This window comes from Shewanella sp. ALD9 (assembly GCF_002836315.1).
Taxonomy (GTDB): Bacteria; Pseudomonadota; Gammaproteobacteria; order Enterobacterales; family Shewanellaceae; genus Shewanella.
This window is the reverse complement of the sequence record NZ_PJCD01000002.1, coordinates 126,000-143,416: the sequence shown is the minus strand read 5'-3', so window position 1 is coordinate 143,416 and position 17,417 is coordinate 126,000. Positions and strand designations below refer to the sequence as shown.

Genomic DNA, 17,417 nt, shown 5'->3' with positions numbered 1-17,417 from the left:
TCCATTAATTTGAGCTAAATAGTCAAACCGAAACGACCACTACATGTGGCGAAATCGATACAAACAAAATTGATAAAGCCTTTTCCATTAAAGCGATTTAAATACCATTTAAATCAGCTTTTTAGATGGATTTATTACTATTTAACTATCTGTTTTAAAACAACGAAAGACTATCTGTTTTAAAAAAACGGAAGACTATCTATTGGTAATCAATGCATATGTGCTGTGCTATGTCATTTACCACGTCGATATTGCGTTAGCTACCGATGATAATGAATTTAAAATAGCGACAGCAGATTGGTCGACAATTGACTTTAGCGCAATAGCCGGTGATGACGCTGTGACTGAAGGGGTGTTGAAAACCTTAGTGGAAAAAGGCGCCAACATGCACTTTAATGCCACAAGCGTCGGTACCTATTGCTTTACGGTGACAGGTTCAAGCACTGAATCGCCAACCTTATTAGTTACCAAGTTGAACTAGGCTTAAGTGATTGCCTCGTAACAAACAAAACCCAGCTAAAGCTGGGTTTTGTTTGTTTAATGAAAACGGCTTAAGCTTCTTCTGTAGTCAGTTTGGTAATCAACTCAGCAATAGTGTCGGGATCTTGTGCGCCAGAGACTAAATATTGTTGATTAAACACAATGGCAGGTACGGCTTGAATTCCGCGGCTGATCCACAGTTGCTCTTCCTCTTTTACAGCAGCTTCAAAGCGTTTGTCGGTGAGCACAGCACGAGCCTCATCAGCATTTAACCCTACCTTTGCTGCAGCTTCAATGAGTACTTCAATGTCATCGGGGTTTTTCTGCTCAGTAAAATAGCTGCTAAACAGCGCCAATTTCAAGTCAGTTTGCTTACCAGACTCGGCAGCCCAATACAGTAGCTGGTGGGCCAGTAACGTGTTGTAAATACGTGATGAGTCGGAAAAGTTAAACTCAAAGCCTAAATCGGCACCCATTTGGGTTAACCGTTGACGATTTTGAGCACTTTGCTCAGGTGTTGAACCGTATTTTTCAGCAATGTGCTCGCCTAAATGTTGCCCTTCAGGCCCCATTGCTGGATTTAACTCAAACGGATGCCACTGCAATGTAACTTCTAAATCATCAAATTTGCTCAATGCTTGTTCAAGTCGGCGATAACCGACAATGCACCACGGACACATTACGTCGGAAATAATGTCAATTTGGAGCTGATTAGTCGTCATAAATGTTCCTGTTAATGATTAATTCGACTTAATTTAGCTAAGTCTATAAAAATAAAATAAGTATAATTGCTTATAAATTAACTGTTTTTAGCGGTTAATTGATTGGTTTACCATCACTTGTGTAAACAACACAAAAGTTGCAACCTTTGGGACTAAATTGTGTCTATACTTAATCAGTAATCTGATGTTTAATCAATGTAAGGGTTAGGTCAATTAGATATACCCCATGCACGTTTATCAATGTTGTCGCTGTTAAAGTATACAAGTAGATATAAAACACATTATAGGCTTGAGCACTTGTGATACAAAGCACACGTTCCATGTCTAAATATGTCAGCCTGCATTTGTACAACAACACTATTTATGTCAGCATGCAATTGTAATACGCAATACATTTGGCAAGTAAATTCTTTTAAGGATAATCTATGAAAATAAATCTTTCTGGTCACCATGTTGATGTTACTGATACTGTCAAACAACACGTAGATGAAAAATTCGCTAAAATAGCTAGCCATTTCCCGACGCTTATCTCGCTAGATATCATCATAGCTAAAGAGCATGGTGAATATGATGTTGAAATTAGAACTAACTATGAAGGAACTCGCATTGCTGCCAAAGGTACTGACTTAGTCATGTATCCCGCTATCACGAGCGCCGCTAAAAAATTAGATGCGGCACTAAAGCATCGTAAAGGCCAATTAAAAGCAGATTTACATGAAAAACCAGATGTAACTGCACCTGAAATCGCTTACGAAAAAGTTCAAGAAATGGACTTACGTTAACCGTTAACCCTAGTCGTTTATTCAACGATATCCAAAACGCAGCCTAGGCTGCGTTTTTTGTTAAAGCATCATAAAAACTAACCTTGTGCAGTCATAACAACCTAGCAACTCAAGCTAACTTCAACTTGCTAGAACGCTGCATTGTTAAAAAGCTAAGCGCAGTAAAGCATCAATACATTCGTTGCAGCTTGTTAAGTTTGTAAAGCATCTGCGCTATCGCTTTTATAGAATCTAGCCGCGAAGCGTTCTAGCATTTAGCATTTATTGTTGGATATAAAACAGTACAACATTTATGGGATGGAAAACACTCCAATCGGCTCATAGGTCGATAGATGTTGTTTGCTGTGGATATACTTGGTTTCTGCCATTCTTTTTCGCTTGATACAAATATCTGTCGGCATTGTTGATAAGCTCATCAATAGTTTGGTTATCGGTTAACTGTGAAATACCCATACTGATGGTTAGGCTAATCTCTTGCTTATGAAAAAGCACCTTATGATGTTGTACATTAGTACGAATTTTTTCAGCAATGATAAAAGCTTGTTCCGCCGAGGTTTGCGGCAGAATAAACAGAAACTCTTCGCCACCCCAGCGTGCAACGCAATCTTGTTGCCTCACACTTTGTTTAAACACTTGCGCTAGCTCGGTAAGCACGATATCTCCGCAATTATGACCGTATTTGTCATTGACCATTTTAAAATGATCAAGATCGCACAGCAAAACGGATAATGATTCGTTGTTTCTTGATACTCTTGATTTTTCCTGCTGTAAAATAGTTAATGCATTACGTCGGTTAGCCAGTGTCGTTAATGGATCTGATAACGCGAGTTGTTGATATTTTTTACCGAGCTTCAGCGCACTATTGTAGGATAACATTCTTGAATATTCATATAACGCGGAGAGGAAGGTAGTGGTTAAAAATGACAATATTAACCGGACTTTAAACTCAGTTGAGTAAGTTGCATATTGAGGCATCTCTATCGGTGAAAACATAATAATAGCGACAACACTTATGAAAAATAGCAGGTTAACCAGACCATAACTTAATCCCAGTACATAAACGGAAACTGGCGCCACAATAAATATCCACAATGGACCTGTTTGTTCCACCCCGCCAGTAAAGACTAAGTAGAACATCAGTATATATAACGAGTAAATGATAATAAAAGAGCTAAGGTTAAGCTTGTTGTATTTTTTTAGCGCCACGTAAGCCAAACAATAAATAATGCTGGAGACAAATAGAGTGATGGTTAACACATAATTACTGTTAAATAAGCTTATTACTCCCATCACAAAAGTCATCGACATTCCGACCAATGAAAACAGGGATATAACGTGAGTTTGCTGAAGTTCTCCGTTACTTTTACTTTCATTTTTAATGAATGTTAGCAATGGGTCATCCTTTAAATGTTTGGTGCCGATATGACATTTGAATTGATTTTAGCGATGTTAGCTATTCAAAAATAACATGTATAAAGAGTATTATTTAGAGTGACATGAAATGAGCTATTATCCAATGATCTTTTTTGATCATGCTTAAAGTAATCAAAGCGGTAACATCGGTAAGGGTGATAACCCCTAATGCATTGCTAATAAAGTGTTCGGTGGATTATTAGGCAGATAACAACGATGAAAAGCGCATGCTTCACTTACGTCGATCACTAAAAAGTTATAGCAACATAAAGTTATAGCAACATAAAGCTATAGCAACATAAAGCTATAGCAACATAAAGCTATAGCAACATAAAGCTATAGCAAAATAAAGCAGGAAGGGGGATTCGGTTAGACTGTTGAACTTTTAGCGTTTCAGCATTATCGTTTTTATAGAATTTATCAGCGAAGCGTCTTGGCATTTTAACATTGAGGCGTTTAGGTTGTGGATCTTGAGAGTGAAAAAAAGACGTGACGGCTTTAATAGAAACAAGCTGAAAAGTGTTCTAGTACGTAGGCTTAGAACACTTTAACAGCCTAAGTTTGAGTTATTCGTCGTCGTTAATATCTGCGTTGTGGTAAACGTTCTGAACGTCATCACAATCATCAAGAGCGGCTAAGAACTTTTCAAAACTTTCAATATCTTCACCAGTAAGTTCAGTCATGGTTTGTGGCACAAATGCTAAATTCTCTACCTTAAAATCAATCTCTGGAAAGGCTTCAGTTAACACCGTGCGCGCATTGTTAAACTCTGATACGGGTGCAAATACACTGATGATGCCATCTTCTAGCTCTACATCGGCAACGTCGACATCAGCCATCATAAGCAATTCAAGAATAGCTTCATCGTCTTCGCCTTCAAACACAAAAACGGCTTGATGTTCGAACATATGGCCAACAGTACCAGGGCTACCTAACTTGGCATCATTTTTAACAAATGCTTGGCGAACCTGAGTAAAGGTACGGTTACCGTTGTCTGTTAAGCAGTCAACAATCACCATGCAGCCGCCAGGACCAAAACCTTCATAGCGGGCGGTATCATAATCTTCACCACCACCACCACGAGCTTTTTCAATGGCACGTTCAATAACGTGTGCCGGAACTTGATCTTTCTTCGCGCGGGCAATCAAGCTACGTAGTGCTAGGTTGCCGTCTGGGTCGACGCCACCTTTAGCGCAAATATAAATCTCTTTACCGTAACGTGAGTAAATTCGTGTCTTTTGGCCAGCGGTTTTCGCCATGGACTCTTTTTTATTTTGATATGCTCTGCCCATCTTAATCTCGTTTTATTAAATGTTTAAGGCTAAAAATTGTCATCGATTCTAGCAGGAATAAGTTGTGCTGTTTAGGTGCTGGTTCTAAATTTTGCATAAATAATCTTTTAGCAAAATAATAAAAGGTTATCAAACAGTCCTTTGCCCTAGTCACTAGTTGGATTCACTTACCATAGACCTGCCTTTGCCAAGTAAATTTGCACTGTTTGTAAGACAACAAAAACGATGTCGATGATCTACTTGAAATCATCTGACTTTTTGAACGGGCCTATTTATCATCCCGAGATGAGGTTTAGTCGGTTTGTTTACATTGTAAATACGGTAAAATAAAGCGCTAGTGCTTCGCACTTACAGGACATAAGTATTCATATTTACACATCAGATGTGTTAAGTTTATGTATCATGAAGCTTCAATCGATAATACAATTTAGTAGAGTATTAGCGTATAAAGCCTAAATATAAAAATAAGAAAAAGGATTTCTCTATTGGGTTAACTCAATATTGAAAGTCCATAGTTTGATCCATTTTATCCTGAGATGAATTGATGAGTTAGATGATCAATATCATTTCTACACTTAATTAGTATGCTAGAAATGAGAGTCCAAATATGAAATCTGAATCTGCTGAAGGTCAAACGTCAAATGCGACAGTGACTATTTTGTATTACGAAGCCCCAGTCGGTTTAGAAATGCATAATGCTGTGATGACCGATCTGCAAATCAGCCAAACTGGGCGTGTAATGATCCCTGAATCATTTCGTCGAGGTAAATCTATTATTGCGGTATTAGAAGGCGAGTGCAAAATACTTAACTCACTGGGTGAGCGAGTGTATTCGCAACGAGTTATGAGCAAAATAGACAATTAAATGAACCTTAAGTAAAAAAAGACACGTAAAGTGTCTTTTTTTTGTAATTTTTGTATGTGTTGCCTTTCACGCATGAGCTAACGGCAAGAGTTAGGCATGCTAGTTTAGCGACTCGCAGCGTAATAAGTCGGCTAACAGTTTATCTGCTAAAGGCTGTAATACTTGCTCATGAGGCTGGGTGTGAGCTACCGTTCGTAAACCGTAAATTCCCATCACTAAATACTGTGCTAAAAATTGGCTGTCACAGTCTTGAGCTATTAGCTTCTGCGCTTTTGCTGTATCGAACACCATTACTAATGACTGCTGCCATAGCTGCAAAAACTGACAAGTCATTTGTTTAATTTGCTCATCTTGCTCGCCCATCTCACTGAGTGACTTGGTCAGTAAACACGCCTGAGTAGCATCACAACTTAAGCATTCTTGTACAATTAAGGCTAAATAAGCCCCTAAGTTGTCTACTGCTGAACGGTCATTAGCAAACAATTGCTGAAACTGTTCATTGCGATCTTGTTGGTACTGCTCAATAGCCGCAATATACAAGCCTTTTTTATTGTCAAAAGCGCAATAAATTGACCCCGGATGTAGCCCCGTTGCTTTAGTGAGATCTTGCATGCTGGTTTTAGCGTATCCATTCACTAAAAAGGTGCTCATGGCAGCACGTAAAACCGTTTCTCTATTAAATTCAGCGTGTCTCATATCTGGTCACTTCTGGTCAACATCAAAGCGTGATAACTCATAACGCTCGAGTCTAACTAAATTTGATCGATTATTCAAAAAATACTTGAATGTGTATTCAATTAAGATTAATCTTGAATGTATATTCAAGAAAGGAGATCGTCACATGACGGTAAGTTTATTTACACCATACAAACTCAATGACACCCTAACATTATCAAACAAGATTTTAATGGCACCATTAACGCGTTGTATGGCGGATGATGATCTTGTTCCTACTCAAGCTATTGCAGACTATTATGCTCGCCGTGCTGAAGCAGGCTTAATAATCAGTGAAGCGACAATTATCCGTCCAGATGCGCAAGGCTACCCAAATACCCCTGGTTTATTTACTCCAGCTCAAATCGACGGCTGGCGCGTAGTGACCGATGCGGTGCACAAAAATGATGGCAAAATTTTTTCTCAGCTTTGGCACACTGGCCGTGTAGCACACTCACACTTTTTTGATGGTGGCGACGTGTTATCTGCTTCTGCTCAGGCTGTAGAAGGTACTGTGCCTAGAATGCGCGAATTAGTTTACCAAACGCCAAAGGCTGCCACGTTAGATGATATCAAGCAGTTAGTGATTGACTATGCTCAAGCCGCTGCAAATGCGATTGATGCTGGTTTTGATGGCGTCGAAATTCATGCTGCAAATGGTTATTTGATTGACCAATTCTTACATCATGACAGTAACCGTCGTGAAGACGAATACGGCCAAACTCCTGAAAATATGTCACGCTTTGCCTTAGAAGTGGTTGACGCTATTGTGGCTAGAATTGGCGCAGATCGCACCGCTATTCGAGTATCTCCTGGTGCCTATTTTAATATGGCAGCCGATCCTCGCGACCGTGGCGTGTTTGACTATTTATTACCTGAGTTGGCTAAACGCAATTTAGCATTTTTACATGGCGGTATTTTTGACGACTCAATGCAGTTTGATTACTTAGGTGGCAGCATATCGACCTACCTACGCAGTGTTTACACTGGCACGTTAGTGGGTGTAGGTAGCTATACCGCCGAAACGGGCAGTGCAGCCATTAGCGACAATAAGTTTGATTTGTTGGCGATTGGCCGTCCATTTATTGCTAATCCAGATTATGTGGCAAAAGTGCGTGATGGCGGCGAATTAGTGGCATACGCCGACACCATGTTAACGGAATTGATTTAACCTAGTTTGTTGTTTTACGTTACTGATTTCAGCAGAGGTTAGTCAAACGTAGTTTGTAGGAATCCATTTCTAAGCAGTATTTTCTATGCTAGAAATGGCGCTAAAACTATCAACCCCAATTTGTATTTTTTAGCATCCGTCTTGGCCACAGCTTTTGCTGTGGTCTTTTTTTTGGCAGAAATTTGTCTCAGTGAGTGCACTCTATTACTATGTCGACAATTTTCGGCAAAGAGAAACATGATGCAAACACTGCAACAATTAAATGATGGTTTGTTACTGGGTTATCAACGGGTCAGTATCGCAGAACAACTCACGGAATTTCCTGTAAAACTGTTTGAGTTAGCCGATACCCTAGAAGTGCTCGATCTTGGCAATAACCAATTATCGTCATTGCCCGATAACTTTGCTGACTTGCATCAACTTAAAATCTTGTTTGTGTCGAATAACCTATTTGATCATCTGCCAGCCGTATTAGGCCAGTGTCCAAAGCTCGAAATGATAGGTTTTAAAGCTAATCAAATTCGCACCGTACCCGAAGCATCCATTCCAAAGCAAACCCGTTGGTTAATATTAACCGATAACCACATTGAGCAGTTGCCAGACAGTTTAGGCCAATGTCATCGTCTGGAAAAACTCGCGTTAGCGGGTAACCGATTAACCGCACTGCCTAATAGCATGGCTAATTGTCATCAATTGGCTCTTATCCGTTTATCGGCTAACCAGCTTACCGCCTTACCACATTGGTTATTTGAGCTACCTAACTTAGCCTGGTTGGCTTTTGCAGGTAACGCGTTTAGTCATGTTGAACATTGCGATAATACTCGCGTACCTATCGTGACATTAACCCAGTTTACCTTAGGTCAGTTACTCGGGCAGGGTGCATCTGGATTAATTTATCAAGCGACTCACCATACAGAAAACTCAGTTGAGGCAAACTTTAGCAGCGACGCTGATGTCGCAATTAAGTTGTTTAAGGGCATGGTGACCAGTGATGGTTATCCAGCAGATGAGCTTGATTGTTGCTTAACCGCTGGCGAGCACCCTAATCTGATTAATGTGGTGGCACAAATTAATCAACCAGAACAACTGGGTTTAGTGATGCAACTTATTCCACCAAGCTACGGTAATTTAGGTTTACCGCCGTCGTTGCAAACCTGTAGCCGTGACACTTTTGAAGCGCAAACGGTATTTACCTGGGCGCGCATTACTCATATTGCCAGCCAAATGGCTGATATTTTGGCTCATTTACACCAAAATGGTATAAGCCATGGTGATATTTATGCCCACAACATCATGATAAATACCCACGATAACGTGTTGTTTGGTGACTTTGGTGCCGCCTCAAATTTAAAGCAGTTTACCCCACAGCATTTGCAATTAATGCAAGCGATTGAGGTTAGGGCATTTGGTTATTTGGTCGATGACATGCTAAACCTCATCGATAACCCAAACACACCACAAGCGATAATGTTGCGCCAGTTAGTGCAAGATTGCTTGCAGCATAGTTCATCAACAAGACCGAGCTTTAAAGCGCTGTTACCACGTTTAGCGAGCATTGCTTAACAGATAAACACACTCGGGCTAAGGCATCATTAGGTTTAACCAGCCTAGTTGTTTAGCTCGAGTGAATAGCTCTATTTAATGACCTGAGTGAATAGTTCGAGTGAAAGGCTAGCAATAATCGTACGGCGAATAAAAAATCCAGAATATGGTCTTTAGCCACACACTGGATTATAATCAAATTATCATGTCGTAATGAAAGGCTAGCCACTGTGGAAAATAAAACTGCACGTTTTACTGTATTAATGGACCCGCTAAAAAAGCAGGCATTTGAACAACTGTGTGCTGCGCAAGATCTCACCCCATCACAAGTCACCCGTCAGCTTATTCGCGAATACCTCGAAAAGCATGATGTGAGTTTTGCTGACAATCAAAGTCGCCCTAATCCACAGGTAAAAAGCTAAACTTCAATTCACCTATTGTTAGGCTATTGGTGACGCGAGTGGTTATGCAAATTGCTATGCTAGTCGTTACGCTAGCCGTTACATTAGCGGGCAAGTGGATCAGCTGGTTTATCACCCTAGGGTAGTCAATTTGTGATAATGGCATTATAATGTCATTACAATATTCGGCAGGATAGATACTTTTCTATCTCACGCCAATCGATAAAGCCTGTCGAACTGCGTATTAGCGCTATTAACTTATTCGACAACTGCCAAGAACACAGAGAGTAAAGATATGAGTGATGTAATCCCGCCATGCCCAAAATGTGAGTCTCCGTACGCTTATTCAGACGGCACATTGTTAATTTGCCCAGAATGCGCCAATGAATGGAACCCAAATGAAGAAGTGGTTGATCCAGACGCCATCATTTTAAAAGATGCCAACGGCAACTTATTAGCAGAAGGCGACAAAGTCACCTTAATCAAAGATCTTAAAGTAAAAGGTTCATCACTCGTGCTTAAAGTCGGCACTAAAGCAGTGATCAACCACTTTGTCGACGGCGACCACGATATCGATTGTAAAGTCGATGGCAATGGCCAAATGATGCTGAAATCGAAGTTTGTGAAAAAACAAAGCTAATAACGATTAATCTAATTGTTATAAGTGACCATTAATCAGCTTGTGGCTGATTAACAAAAAATCCCCGCAGGCAGCAATGCCAGCAGGGATTTTTTATGGACACTGGTTCAAGTCCCGCCGCCACATCTGACCGGTTATTGTTGTTCCAAAAGTATATTGTTTAGCAATGCCCGATCGCATGCTTACCCAGTTGTCCTCCCCAAGTGCAATCACTTCCGTGACACGCTATAAACCCATCCATGCTATTGATTTTATAGCCTCCAGCCTCAGAGCGTCTTAGCAACGCAGCGCTCTAGGCTCTTAGTTTGTCATCGCTGGTATAGGGGCAGCTTCGCTGCTAAGATTTTATAGCCTCTAGCTGCGAAGCGTCCTAAGCTATTGATTTTATAGTCTCCTAGCAGCAAATAACAAATCAAACGAATAAGGATTCAAAATGAGTAGTAATGTAGATATTAACAATCGTCCCGATTACGACCATGTCATCCAAGATATTGCTGATTATGTATTAACGTTTGAAGTCTGCAGCGAAGAAGCTCTCGACACCGCTCGTAACTGTTTAATGGACACAATAGGTTGTGGGCTGCTCGCGCTGCGCTTTCCTGAGTGCACCAAACACCTCGGACCTATCGTACAAGGCACATTGGTGCCAAATGGCGCCCGAGTGCCAGGAACATCGCTGACTCTCGATCCGGTAAAAGCCGCGTGGGACATTGGTTGTATCATTCGCTGGCTCGATTACAACGACACTTGGTTAGCAGCTGAATGGGGGCATCCATCGGATAATTTAGGCGCCATTCTGGCCGTGGCGGATCATTTATCTCAAGTTAGACTGTCAAATGGCGAGCCGCCTCTCATGATGCGAGAAGTACTTGAAGCGATGGTCATGGCACATGAAATTCAAGGCGTGATTGCGCTAGAAAACTCGTTTAATCGGGTTGGTTTATGCCACGTATTATTAGTACGAGTGGCCTCCACTGCGGTTGTTACTAAAATGATGGGCGGCAACAGAGAGCAAATCATGGCGGCAATATCTCAAGCTTGGGCCGACGGTGGTGCACTGCGCACCTATCGTCACGCACCAAATGCGGGCTCTCGTAAATCTTGGGCTGCGGGCGATGCCACCTCACGAGCTGTTTGTTTGGCCAACATGTCAATGCGCGGTGAAATGGGCATACCAAGCGTGTTAACCGCGCCACAATGGGGTTTTTACGATGTCTCCTTCTCGAAAACCAATAAAGACCAAGCGCTCAAACCCCAGGCTGAACGTCAGTTTTCATTTTCCCAAGACTATGGCTCTTATGTGATGGAAAACATCTTGTTTAAGATTTCCTTTCCTGCCGAGTTTCACGCGCAAACCGCCGCAGAAGCGTCGGTTATACTACATCCTCAGGTAAAATCTCGTTTGGCGGAAATTAACAAGATTGTGATCCGCACCCACGAGTCAGCCATTCGCATTATTTCAAAAACGGGTTCGCTTGCCAACGCTGCGGACCGCGACCATTGCTTGCAATACATGATTGCGGTTCCGTTGGTGTTCGGCAGTTTGACCGCCGACCATTATGAAGACGAATTTCACGGCGCACATCCCATCATCGATGAGCTGCGTGACAAAATGGAGATTGTCGAAGATAAGCGCTTTACGGCAGAGTATTTAGAAGCGGATAAACGCTCTATCGCCAATGCGATTCAGGTTTTCTTTAACGATGGCAGCAGTACAGAAGAAGTGGTTGTAGAATACCCAGTGGGTCATCGCCGCCGTCGTAAGGAAGGAATGCCGCTATTGGAGCTGAAATTCAAAGCGAACTTAGCATCACGTTTCCCAAACCAGCAGTGCCAAACGATCTTCACTGTGTGTAAAGATCAAACCACGCTAGAGGCCACGCCAGTAAACCGCTTTATGGACTTATTTGTTATCGGGTTCTAGGTGCTAGATTCTAGGAACTCGCAGGCTCGCCAGAGGGCGTGACTTCGTCACTGCTAGAGCGGACTTCGTCCTGCTAGGATCGCTGCGCGACTAGGCTGTTGCTATTGATTGTATAGCATCTAGTCGCGTAGCGTCCTAGCTGCGCAGCGTTCTAAGCTCTTAGATTGTCATCGCTTGATATCGCCCGCCACCGCTTGCCATCTAGCCGAAATTAACCATGCCACCCATTTTATGATAATTAACATAACTGCTTTTAGCTTTAGTTGCGATAACCTTCTGGACTATTCAAATGTATAAATTATATGGGAATTATCAATAAACTGAGCGCTAGATGGAGAATGGTGAGCAATGCGGTAGATCCAACACAGCACTAGTGGCTTGATTGATATCAAGCTGGAAATCAGGTTATTGTTTTAGTTTTAGTTTTAGTTTTAGTTTTAGAGATTAAGCCTTAAGCGCACAGCCAGCGCTGGCAGTTTAAAGCGCTTTGCATCGTTTTCGCTCCAGATGCTCACAATCTTCTGTTAAGGCAGGTAACGCCTCGACTGCACCTTTAAATAAGGCACCAAACTCTGTGGTGATTTTTAACCAGTTTTCAGCGGGTATATTCAGTCTATTGAGAATATCTTGGTTACTTTAACTCATTGCCCTCGCTTATCTTGACGAATAATTCGCCCGGTATCTTTAACCAGCACTATGTAGTCTTTTACACTGAACATTAAACCATTAGGCATGTTTACACGCTCATTACCTATAAAAGGCAATAATTCTGCTGGTTGTTCATCTTTTATCGCTGAGTTTATTCGGCGTTGAATGCTGGTGTAATCAGTGGTTTCTGGTGTAGATGCCAGCTTGGCGCGTATAGGCCTTTCTATTAATAAAGAATGGTCGACATAAGCCATACAAGCTAATACTGCAGCGTCATCTAATAAGGCTTGAGATTTGAATCTTCCTTCCCACAAATTCATCGGGAATGGATTTGAACAGCTTTAGCTGGCCCGAAGGGTGAGCGGCATGGATGGCGGTGAATAAAATCTGCCAGTGCACTTATCTTCTTTGTTAGCCATTCTAGCTATCGGCTCACTGAGTGAGCGCATAAACCAACTGATATCGACTAAGCGTTGTCTGTACTTGGCTATACAATCATTCACTGTGTTAGGTTCTAATTCGTTTAGGTCTTCACCTTTAACAAACTTCTGCGTCAGTAATGGCCCTTTAAAGCCTTTGTGCCACTGAACCAACACGTCTTTAACTGACCAATGTTTCACTTTCTCTGCATCGACTTTAACAACGACATGTAAGTGATTGCTCCCTGCTTTTTAACAAGAATGCATAAGCACAAATATCAATGGCAAAAATGGTCGCTAGCTCAAGAATACGTGAATCAACCCACTCTCGGTGATGCTCAAAGTTTTCACCTGTCGAGTTATCAATACCAGAGAAAAGCCTTACGCACCACACGCGAACAACAGTGGCAACTTTCTATAAACAGGGAGTAGGCGTGTCATCTAGGCTAACAATGGTTTGTCTTGGCCTAGCCATCATTCATTACCTGCAAGTAAATATAGATAACTAAAGACTAGAGTGGTGGTTAAATATTCGCCAATAATTTGGAGTGGCCTTGTTATTAAGGTTCAATCTCGCCGTAATAATTCAAAGGTTTACGGCAGGAAATCCGATATTGCAGCCATTAACCTTTTAGATAATTTAAATGAAATAGAATCTTATTCTTAACTAAAAACAGTCTAGTGAAATGCATGATTTATAGGCTACTGACCACTTAATTTAGCCTAAAAAAGTTATGAATTTACTTCTTTAATATGTGCGTGTTATTTATTACACTCACGAAATTTATCGATGAACCATCTTATTGCTCTGCCTTTGTTATTTGTTCTCCAGCCAATGAACAGAGGAGTTAATGGTGCATCTTTAGCGATCTTAAGGGAAACCAGCTCCCCAGTTTCAAGGTGATTAGTAATACGATGCGTTGGTAAAAAACCAACTCCTAGCCCTCTAATTTGAGCTGATATCTTTTGCTCCATCGAGGCAACTCGTAACACTGTTTGCTTCTCAAATATCCTATGAGTCATGGCGGGGGACCTTTTTGAAGAATCTTTAATGATAATTGAATGAAATGGCTTGATATCATCTTCTGATAAAGGGAGATCGTATTCGAGTAAAGGGTGATTTCTCCCTACCACAAATTGCCAATCTGCTACTTTAATTTCTTCAAACTTAATTCCTTGAGTGTTTATTTCTGGGTGGGGTGCACCGATGACTAAGTCAGCTCTATTTTCAATAATTGCATCCCAACTCCCTGCTAATACTTCTTCAGTGATATTAACTTCAACACGGGTTTGAAGTTTATAAAACTCTTCAACGACATTATATAACTCTTCAATATCATAAATAGTATCGAGTGCTATAGTGATATGAGATTCCCAGCCACTGTCTACTTGTTTTGCTGTTTCTACAATACTTTGAGCTGCTTTTAGTAATTCTCGACCTTGATCAAGTAGCACTTTACCCGCAGGCGTTAAGATAGATCTTCGACCTTCTCGTCGATAAATCATAATCCCTAAATCTTCTTCTAATTTCTGTACCGTATAAGTCATTGTGGACGGTACGCGATATAGAGCGGCTGCGGCTGCGGCAAAGCTGCCTTTTCTGTCTATCGCATCCAACACCTCACAAGCTTCTAAAGATAATTTCACTAGCCACCTATTGATACTTTGATACTGATATTAATGTTCAGTCAATTCGAACATATTTGTCAGTATTACTTTGTTTTAATAAAATATTTTATATATATAATAGCTTTACAGTTCGAAAAGACCAAACAGTAAGTTGGTTTTTGTTATCAGCTAGTAATGAAAGAGGAAATTAAAATGCAGTTATTAAGTAAAGATTCATTACACAGAGGTGGATTTGCAGGATTAAAAGAAACCCGTCTTGTTGTTGATAACAAAATTGGCGGACAAAACGATACATGGAATGGACTTGGCAACTTTATATATTTAGCTGATGCGCGTTTTACGCCTAAAGGTCAAACGGGCATGCACCCACATAAAGAATTGGATGTCATTTCGGTTATGCTTGAAGGAAGTATAGAGCACCAAGGCTCTATGGAAAACGGCAAGTCAATGCAAGCCAATCAAGTGCAAGCACAACGTGCTGGTGGTGAAGGTTTTGTACACAATGAAATTAACCCTGATAATGTAGAAAACAGAATGCTGCAATTATGGGTCTTACCTGAAGCGGCCGGTGAGCCTGCAAGTTATAAATTTCATGATCTTAAAAAAGACCAGATGATACGTGTTTATGGTGGCAATAAATCACAAAGTGTCACACTTGATAGCGAAACTGTTATTGAAGTTGGTTTGCTCAGCAAAAATAAGAATGTCACCCAGGAGGGCGAGTTTATTGCTTATGTCACTGGTGGTGAAGGTGTTCTTAATGGTGTTGAAGTAAAAGATGGTGATTTGGTACGTGATGAAAAATTAGATTTTACTGCGCTCAGCGAACAAGTTCATCTAACACTTATTTATTTAAACAAGGTGAATTAAATATGTTATTACTTAAGGTTATCACCGCTGAGAGAACGGCTGGAGATTACGCTTTATTAGTACTAAATTAGCTATAACTAAAAAATTAATTTAAAAACCAAAAGGATTAATTGTTAATTCAACAATCAATCTTTCATAATATAGGAAATTTAATCTTGACAAAAATACTCACCGTATCAGCAAGTAACAGTAAAAACTCTATCAATAGAATGCTATTAGAGTTAGCGTCGAGCAAAATTGAAGGGCATGACGTTGCCATGCTAGATATTCGAGATTATCCAATGCCTTTCTTTAGTTTAGATAGAGAAGAAAGCGAAGGCCATCCTGAAACGGCTAAACAAGTACGTGCGTTATTTGCTGAATATGATGCTTTCATCATTGCTTCTCCAGAGCACAATGGTGGAATACCTGCAGAATTTAAAAATTTAATCGACTGGGTTTCTCGTTTAGGCGATTTACAAAATCCAATGTTTGCAACGAAGAAACCAGTATTGTTACTTAGCACTTCTCCAGGCCCTAATGGTGGTGCTACTAACCTTCAAACATTATCGCAATTAATGCCGTGGTGGGGAGCCGATATTAAAGGTACGTATAGCTTAGGTCGTTTTTATGATTACTTTGTTGATGGTAAATTAAATGCTGGAAAAGATCAGGAACTTACAAACGTTGTAACAGCTTTTGTCAGCGCACTTTAATATCCTTTCAGGTCTAGGCATTATTTTGTGATACTCAATTCATTTTTGTAGTCCAAACGTCAACAATAAGGAGCTCTGGTAAGGCCTGGGAACGCTAGAAACATTTGGATTAGAGTTAAGTAGGGCATTCCATCTTCAACTTCTCGAAATTGGCGAGTCTAAGCAAAATGAAATGGGGAAAAAATGATTTGCATACCTTGCTTGCAATTGGCGTGATTCAACTCTGAACTTGATGACGTTGAAGACTCTTTACAACAGAATGCGTGAGCTGATCCATAGTTTCAGGCTTAATAACAATTGAGGCCGTTGAAGACTCTTTACAACAGAATTCGTGAGTCTGACAGGCCTTTCTCGCACATCTGATCTATATGGATATTGGAAATGTCATTATGATGTCGGGAACATCATTGACCATGTGCTATAAGGCATCCTACCTATTAGATGCCTATCGGAAACGTTAGCATTTTCACTCTTTACTGCAAGATGGGCCGAAGCAAGATTCAAACGAAGTTAAAAGCTGGATCTATCCCCATGACGACCTTTTCGCAGCTGTTGTTTAATCCATTTGGAAAATGTTGTGGGACGGCTTGTAATGGCCAATTCTTGAGCAAAGAGCCAAGAGGGAATAGCAGTTTTTCCCTTCTTGGTCGGGTGTGGGCAAAGCGCCACGACGTTGATGTTAGTTTAAAAATGAAGTTAATGTATAAAGTTGCCATGCAAAAATGGGCAAAGAAAAAGGGCTTAGCATTGCTGCTAAGCCCTTTCGGTAATTGGTGGAGGCGGCGGGACTTGAACCCGCGTCCAGAAAGCCTACATCCTCGGCACTACATGTTTAGTCTCTCTTTTATTTAACCAAGCAGTCTCCGAAAGACAGGATGCTACTTGGTGAGTCCGGTACTGTTTCGCGGTTCACCCCCGGACGGAGTTCCCTCGCTAGCACACTGTAATATGACCATCAGGATCCACTGTCCACGTGCGAAACGTGTGGTTGATGGCTAGCTAGCCTAAGCTGCTAGAGAGTAGTTAGAGTCGTTTGCAACTATAACGGTGCGGCTTTTTACGAGGCCAACCGCCCCTCGACATGCTCCTTGGGTTTCGTGAATCCTGTCGAATCCAGAATCGCCCCCAATTGAGTTAACTATAACGCTTTGTTAGATGAATACCTAGTATCCATTAACAAAATATAATCGTTTGTTCACTATCTGTTCGT

At 40.9% G+C, this 17,417-nt stretch carries 15 protein-coding genes, 1 other RNA gene and 1 pseudogene; 10 read left to right on the top strand and 7 right to left on the bottom strand.

The features are described from left to right. Nucleotides 1-202: 202 nt before the first annotated feature. Nucleotides 203-481, top strand: coding sequence for a hypothetical protein (locus CXF88_RS04145; RefSeq protein WP_101085576.1), 279 nt, complete (start codon nucleotides 203-205; stop codon nucleotides 479-481). A gap of 70 nt (nucleotides 482-551) precedes the next feature. Here the strand turns inward: CXF88_RS04145 and CXF88_RS04140 are convergent, their stop codons facing one another. Next, nucleotides 552-1,202, bottom strand: a complete 651-nt coding sequence (locus CXF88_RS04140; RefSeq protein WP_101085574.1) for a DsbA family oxidoreductase — start codon at nucleotides 1,200-1,202, stop codon at nucleotides 552-554. A gap of 425 nt (nucleotides 1,203-1,627) precedes the next feature. Here CXF88_RS04140 and raiA point away from each other — a divergent pair, with 425 nt between their 5' ends. Further along, complete coding sequence (raiA, locus tag CXF88_RS04135) at nucleotides 1,628-1,984, top strand: ribosome-associated translation inhibitor RaiA (protein WP_011636558.1); 357 nt, start codon at nucleotides 1,628-1,630, stop codon at nucleotides 1,982-1,984. Nucleotides 1,985-2,302: 318 nt separating this feature from the next. Here raiA and CXF88_RS04130 read toward each other — a convergent pair whose 3' ends face one another. After that, nucleotides 2,303-3,376, bottom strand: a complete 1,074-nt coding sequence (locus CXF88_RS04130; RefSeq protein ID WP_101085573.1) for a GGDEF domain-containing protein — start codon at nucleotides 3,374-3,376, stop codon at nucleotides 2,303-2,305. Nucleotides 3,377-3,963: 587 nt separating this feature from the next. Further along, nucleotides 3,964-4,689 carry a YebC/PmpR family DNA-binding transcriptional regulator gene (locus CXF88_RS04125; RefSeq protein WP_059746407.1) on the bottom strand — a complete coding sequence of 242 codons (726 nt, stop codon included), beginning with the start codon at nucleotides 4,687-4,689 and terminating at the stop codon, nucleotides 3,964-3,966. A 607-nt stretch (nucleotides 4,690-5,296) separates the two neighbouring features. Here CXF88_RS04125 and CXF88_RS04120 point away from each other — a divergent pair. Further along, nucleotides 5,297-5,554 carry a TIGR02922 family protein gene (locus tag CXF88_RS04120; protein ID WP_101085570.1) on the top strand — a complete coding sequence of 86 codons (258 nt, stop codon included), beginning with the start codon at nucleotides 5,297-5,299 and terminating at the stop codon, nucleotides 5,552-5,554. A 99-nt stretch (nucleotides 5,555-5,653) separates the two neighbouring features. Here CXF88_RS04120 and CXF88_RS04115 read toward each other — a convergent pair whose 3' ends face one another. Next, nucleotides 5,654-6,250 carry a TetR/AcrR family transcriptional regulator gene (locus tag CXF88_RS04115; RefSeq protein ID WP_101085568.1) on the bottom strand — a complete coding sequence of 199 codons (597 nt, stop codon included), beginning with the start codon at nucleotides 6,248-6,250 and terminating at the stop codon, nucleotides 5,654-5,656. Between the two features lie 145 nt (nucleotides 6,251-6,395). Here CXF88_RS04115 and CXF88_RS04110 point away from each other — a divergent pair, with 145 nt between their 5' ends. The 5 genes from CXF88_RS04110 (at nucleotide 6,396) to prpD (ending at nucleotide 11,946) form a co-directional block, all read left to right on the top strand. Continuing rightward, the gene (locus CXF88_RS04110) at nucleotides 6,396-7,439 is read left to right on the top strand and encodes an alkene reductase (RefSeq protein WP_101085566.1); all 1,044 of its coding nucleotides are present in this window, start codon (nucleotides 6,396-6,398) and stop codon (nucleotides 7,437-7,439) included. A 240-nt stretch (nucleotides 7,440-7,679) separates the two neighbouring features. Next, nucleotides 7,680-9,002, top strand: a complete 1,323-nt coding sequence (locus tag CXF88_RS04105) for a leucine-rich repeat-containing protein kinase family protein (RefSeq protein ID WP_242445115.1) — start codon at nucleotides 7,680-7,682, stop codon at nucleotides 9,000-9,002. A gap of 209 nt (nucleotides 9,003-9,211) precedes the next feature. Continuing rightward, nucleotides 9,212-9,403 carry a CopG family transcriptional regulator gene (locus CXF88_RS04100; RefSeq protein ID WP_101085561.1) on the top strand — a complete coding sequence of 64 codons (192 nt, stop codon included), beginning with the start codon at nucleotides 9,212-9,214 and terminating at the stop codon, nucleotides 9,401-9,403. Nucleotides 9,404-9,677: 274 nt separating this feature from the next. Beyond that, complete coding sequence (locus CXF88_RS04095; RefSeq protein ID WP_011636566.1) at nucleotides 9,678-10,022, top strand: zinc ribbon domain-containing protein YjdM; 345 nt, start codon at nucleotides 9,678-9,680, stop codon at nucleotides 10,020-10,022. Between the two features lie 433 nt (nucleotides 10,023-10,455). Next, complete coding sequence (gene prpD / locus CXF88_RS04090; RefSeq protein ID WP_101085559.1) at nucleotides 10,456-11,946, top strand: 2-methylcitrate dehydratase; 1,491 nt, start codon at nucleotides 10,456-10,458, stop codon at nucleotides 11,944-11,946. Nucleotides 11,947-12,397: 451 nt separating this feature from the next. Here prpD and CXF88_RS04085 read toward each other — a convergent pair. Together CXF88_RS04085 and CXF88_RS04080 are read right to left on the bottom strand one after the other, a co-directional pair. Continuing rightward, nucleotides 12,398-13,488 (bottom strand): annotated as a pseudogene (locus CXF88_RS04085) (transposase). Between the two features lie 287 nt (nucleotides 13,489-13,775). Further along, entirely contained in the window at nucleotides 13,776-14,660 is an 885-nt protein-coding gene (locus CXF88_RS04080) for a LysR family transcriptional regulator (RefSeq protein ID WP_101085557.1), read from the bottom strand. A gap of 174 nt (nucleotides 14,661-14,834) precedes the next feature. Here CXF88_RS04080 and CXF88_RS04075 point away from each other — a divergent pair, with 174 nt between their 5' ends. Further along, a complete protein-coding gene (locus CXF88_RS04075; protein WP_101085555.1) occupies nucleotides 14,835-15,512 on the top strand; it encodes a pirin family protein in 678 nt (225 codons plus the stop codon). A gap of 155 nt (nucleotides 15,513-15,667) precedes the next feature. Then, on the top strand, nucleotides 15,668-16,207 hold the full coding sequence (locus CXF88_RS04070; protein WP_101085553.1) for an NAD(P)H-dependent oxidoreductase: 540 nt from the start codon (nucleotides 15,668-15,670) through the stop codon (nucleotides 16,205-16,207). A 771-nt stretch (nucleotides 16,208-16,978) separates the two neighbouring features. Here the strand turns inward: CXF88_RS04070 and ssrA are convergent. Next, nucleotides 16,979-17,334: a transfer-messenger RNA gene (gene ssrA, locus CXF88_RS04065) on the bottom strand. Nucleotides 17,335-17,417 lie beyond the last annotated feature (83 nt).

Bases quoted from the DNA above. Each gene is read 5' to 3' on its own strand.
- CXF88_RS04140 (WP_101085574.1), bottom strand. From the start codon at position 1,202: ATGACGACTAATCAGCTCCAAATTGACATTATTTCCGACGTAATGTGT.
- raiA (WP_011636558.1), top strand. From the start codon at position 1,628: ATGAAAATAAATCTTTCTGGTCACCATGTTGATGTTACTGATACTGTC.
- CXF88_RS04125 (WP_059746407.1), bottom strand. From the start codon at position 4,689: ATGGGCAGAGCATATCAAAATAAAAAAGAGTCCATGGCGAAAACCGCT.
- CXF88_RS04120 (WP_101085570.1), top strand. From the start codon at position 5,297: ATGAAATCTGAATCTGCTGAAGGTCAAACGTCAAATGCGACAGTGACT.
- CXF88_RS04115 (WP_101085568.1), bottom strand. From the start codon at position 6,250: ATGAGACACGCTGAATTTAATAGAGAAACGGTTTTACGTGCTGCCATG.
- CXF88_RS04110 (WP_101085566.1), top strand. From the start codon at position 6,396: ATGACGGTAAGTTTATTTACACCATACAAACTCAATGACACCCTAACA.
- CXF88_RS04105 (WP_242445115.1), top strand. From the start codon at position 7,680: ATGCAAACACTGCAACAATTAAATGATGGTTTGTTACTGGGTTATCAA.
- CXF88_RS04095 (WP_011636566.1), top strand. From the start codon at position 9,678: ATGAGTGATGTAATCCCGCCATGCCCAAAATGTGAGTCTCCGTACGCT.
- prpD (WP_101085559.1), top strand. From the start codon at position 10,456: ATGAGTAGTAATGTAGATATTAACAATCGTCCCGATTACGACCATGTC.
- CXF88_RS04075 (WP_101085555.1), top strand. From the start codon at position 14,835: ATGCAGTTATTAAGTAAAGATTCATTACACAGAGGTGGATTTGCAGGA.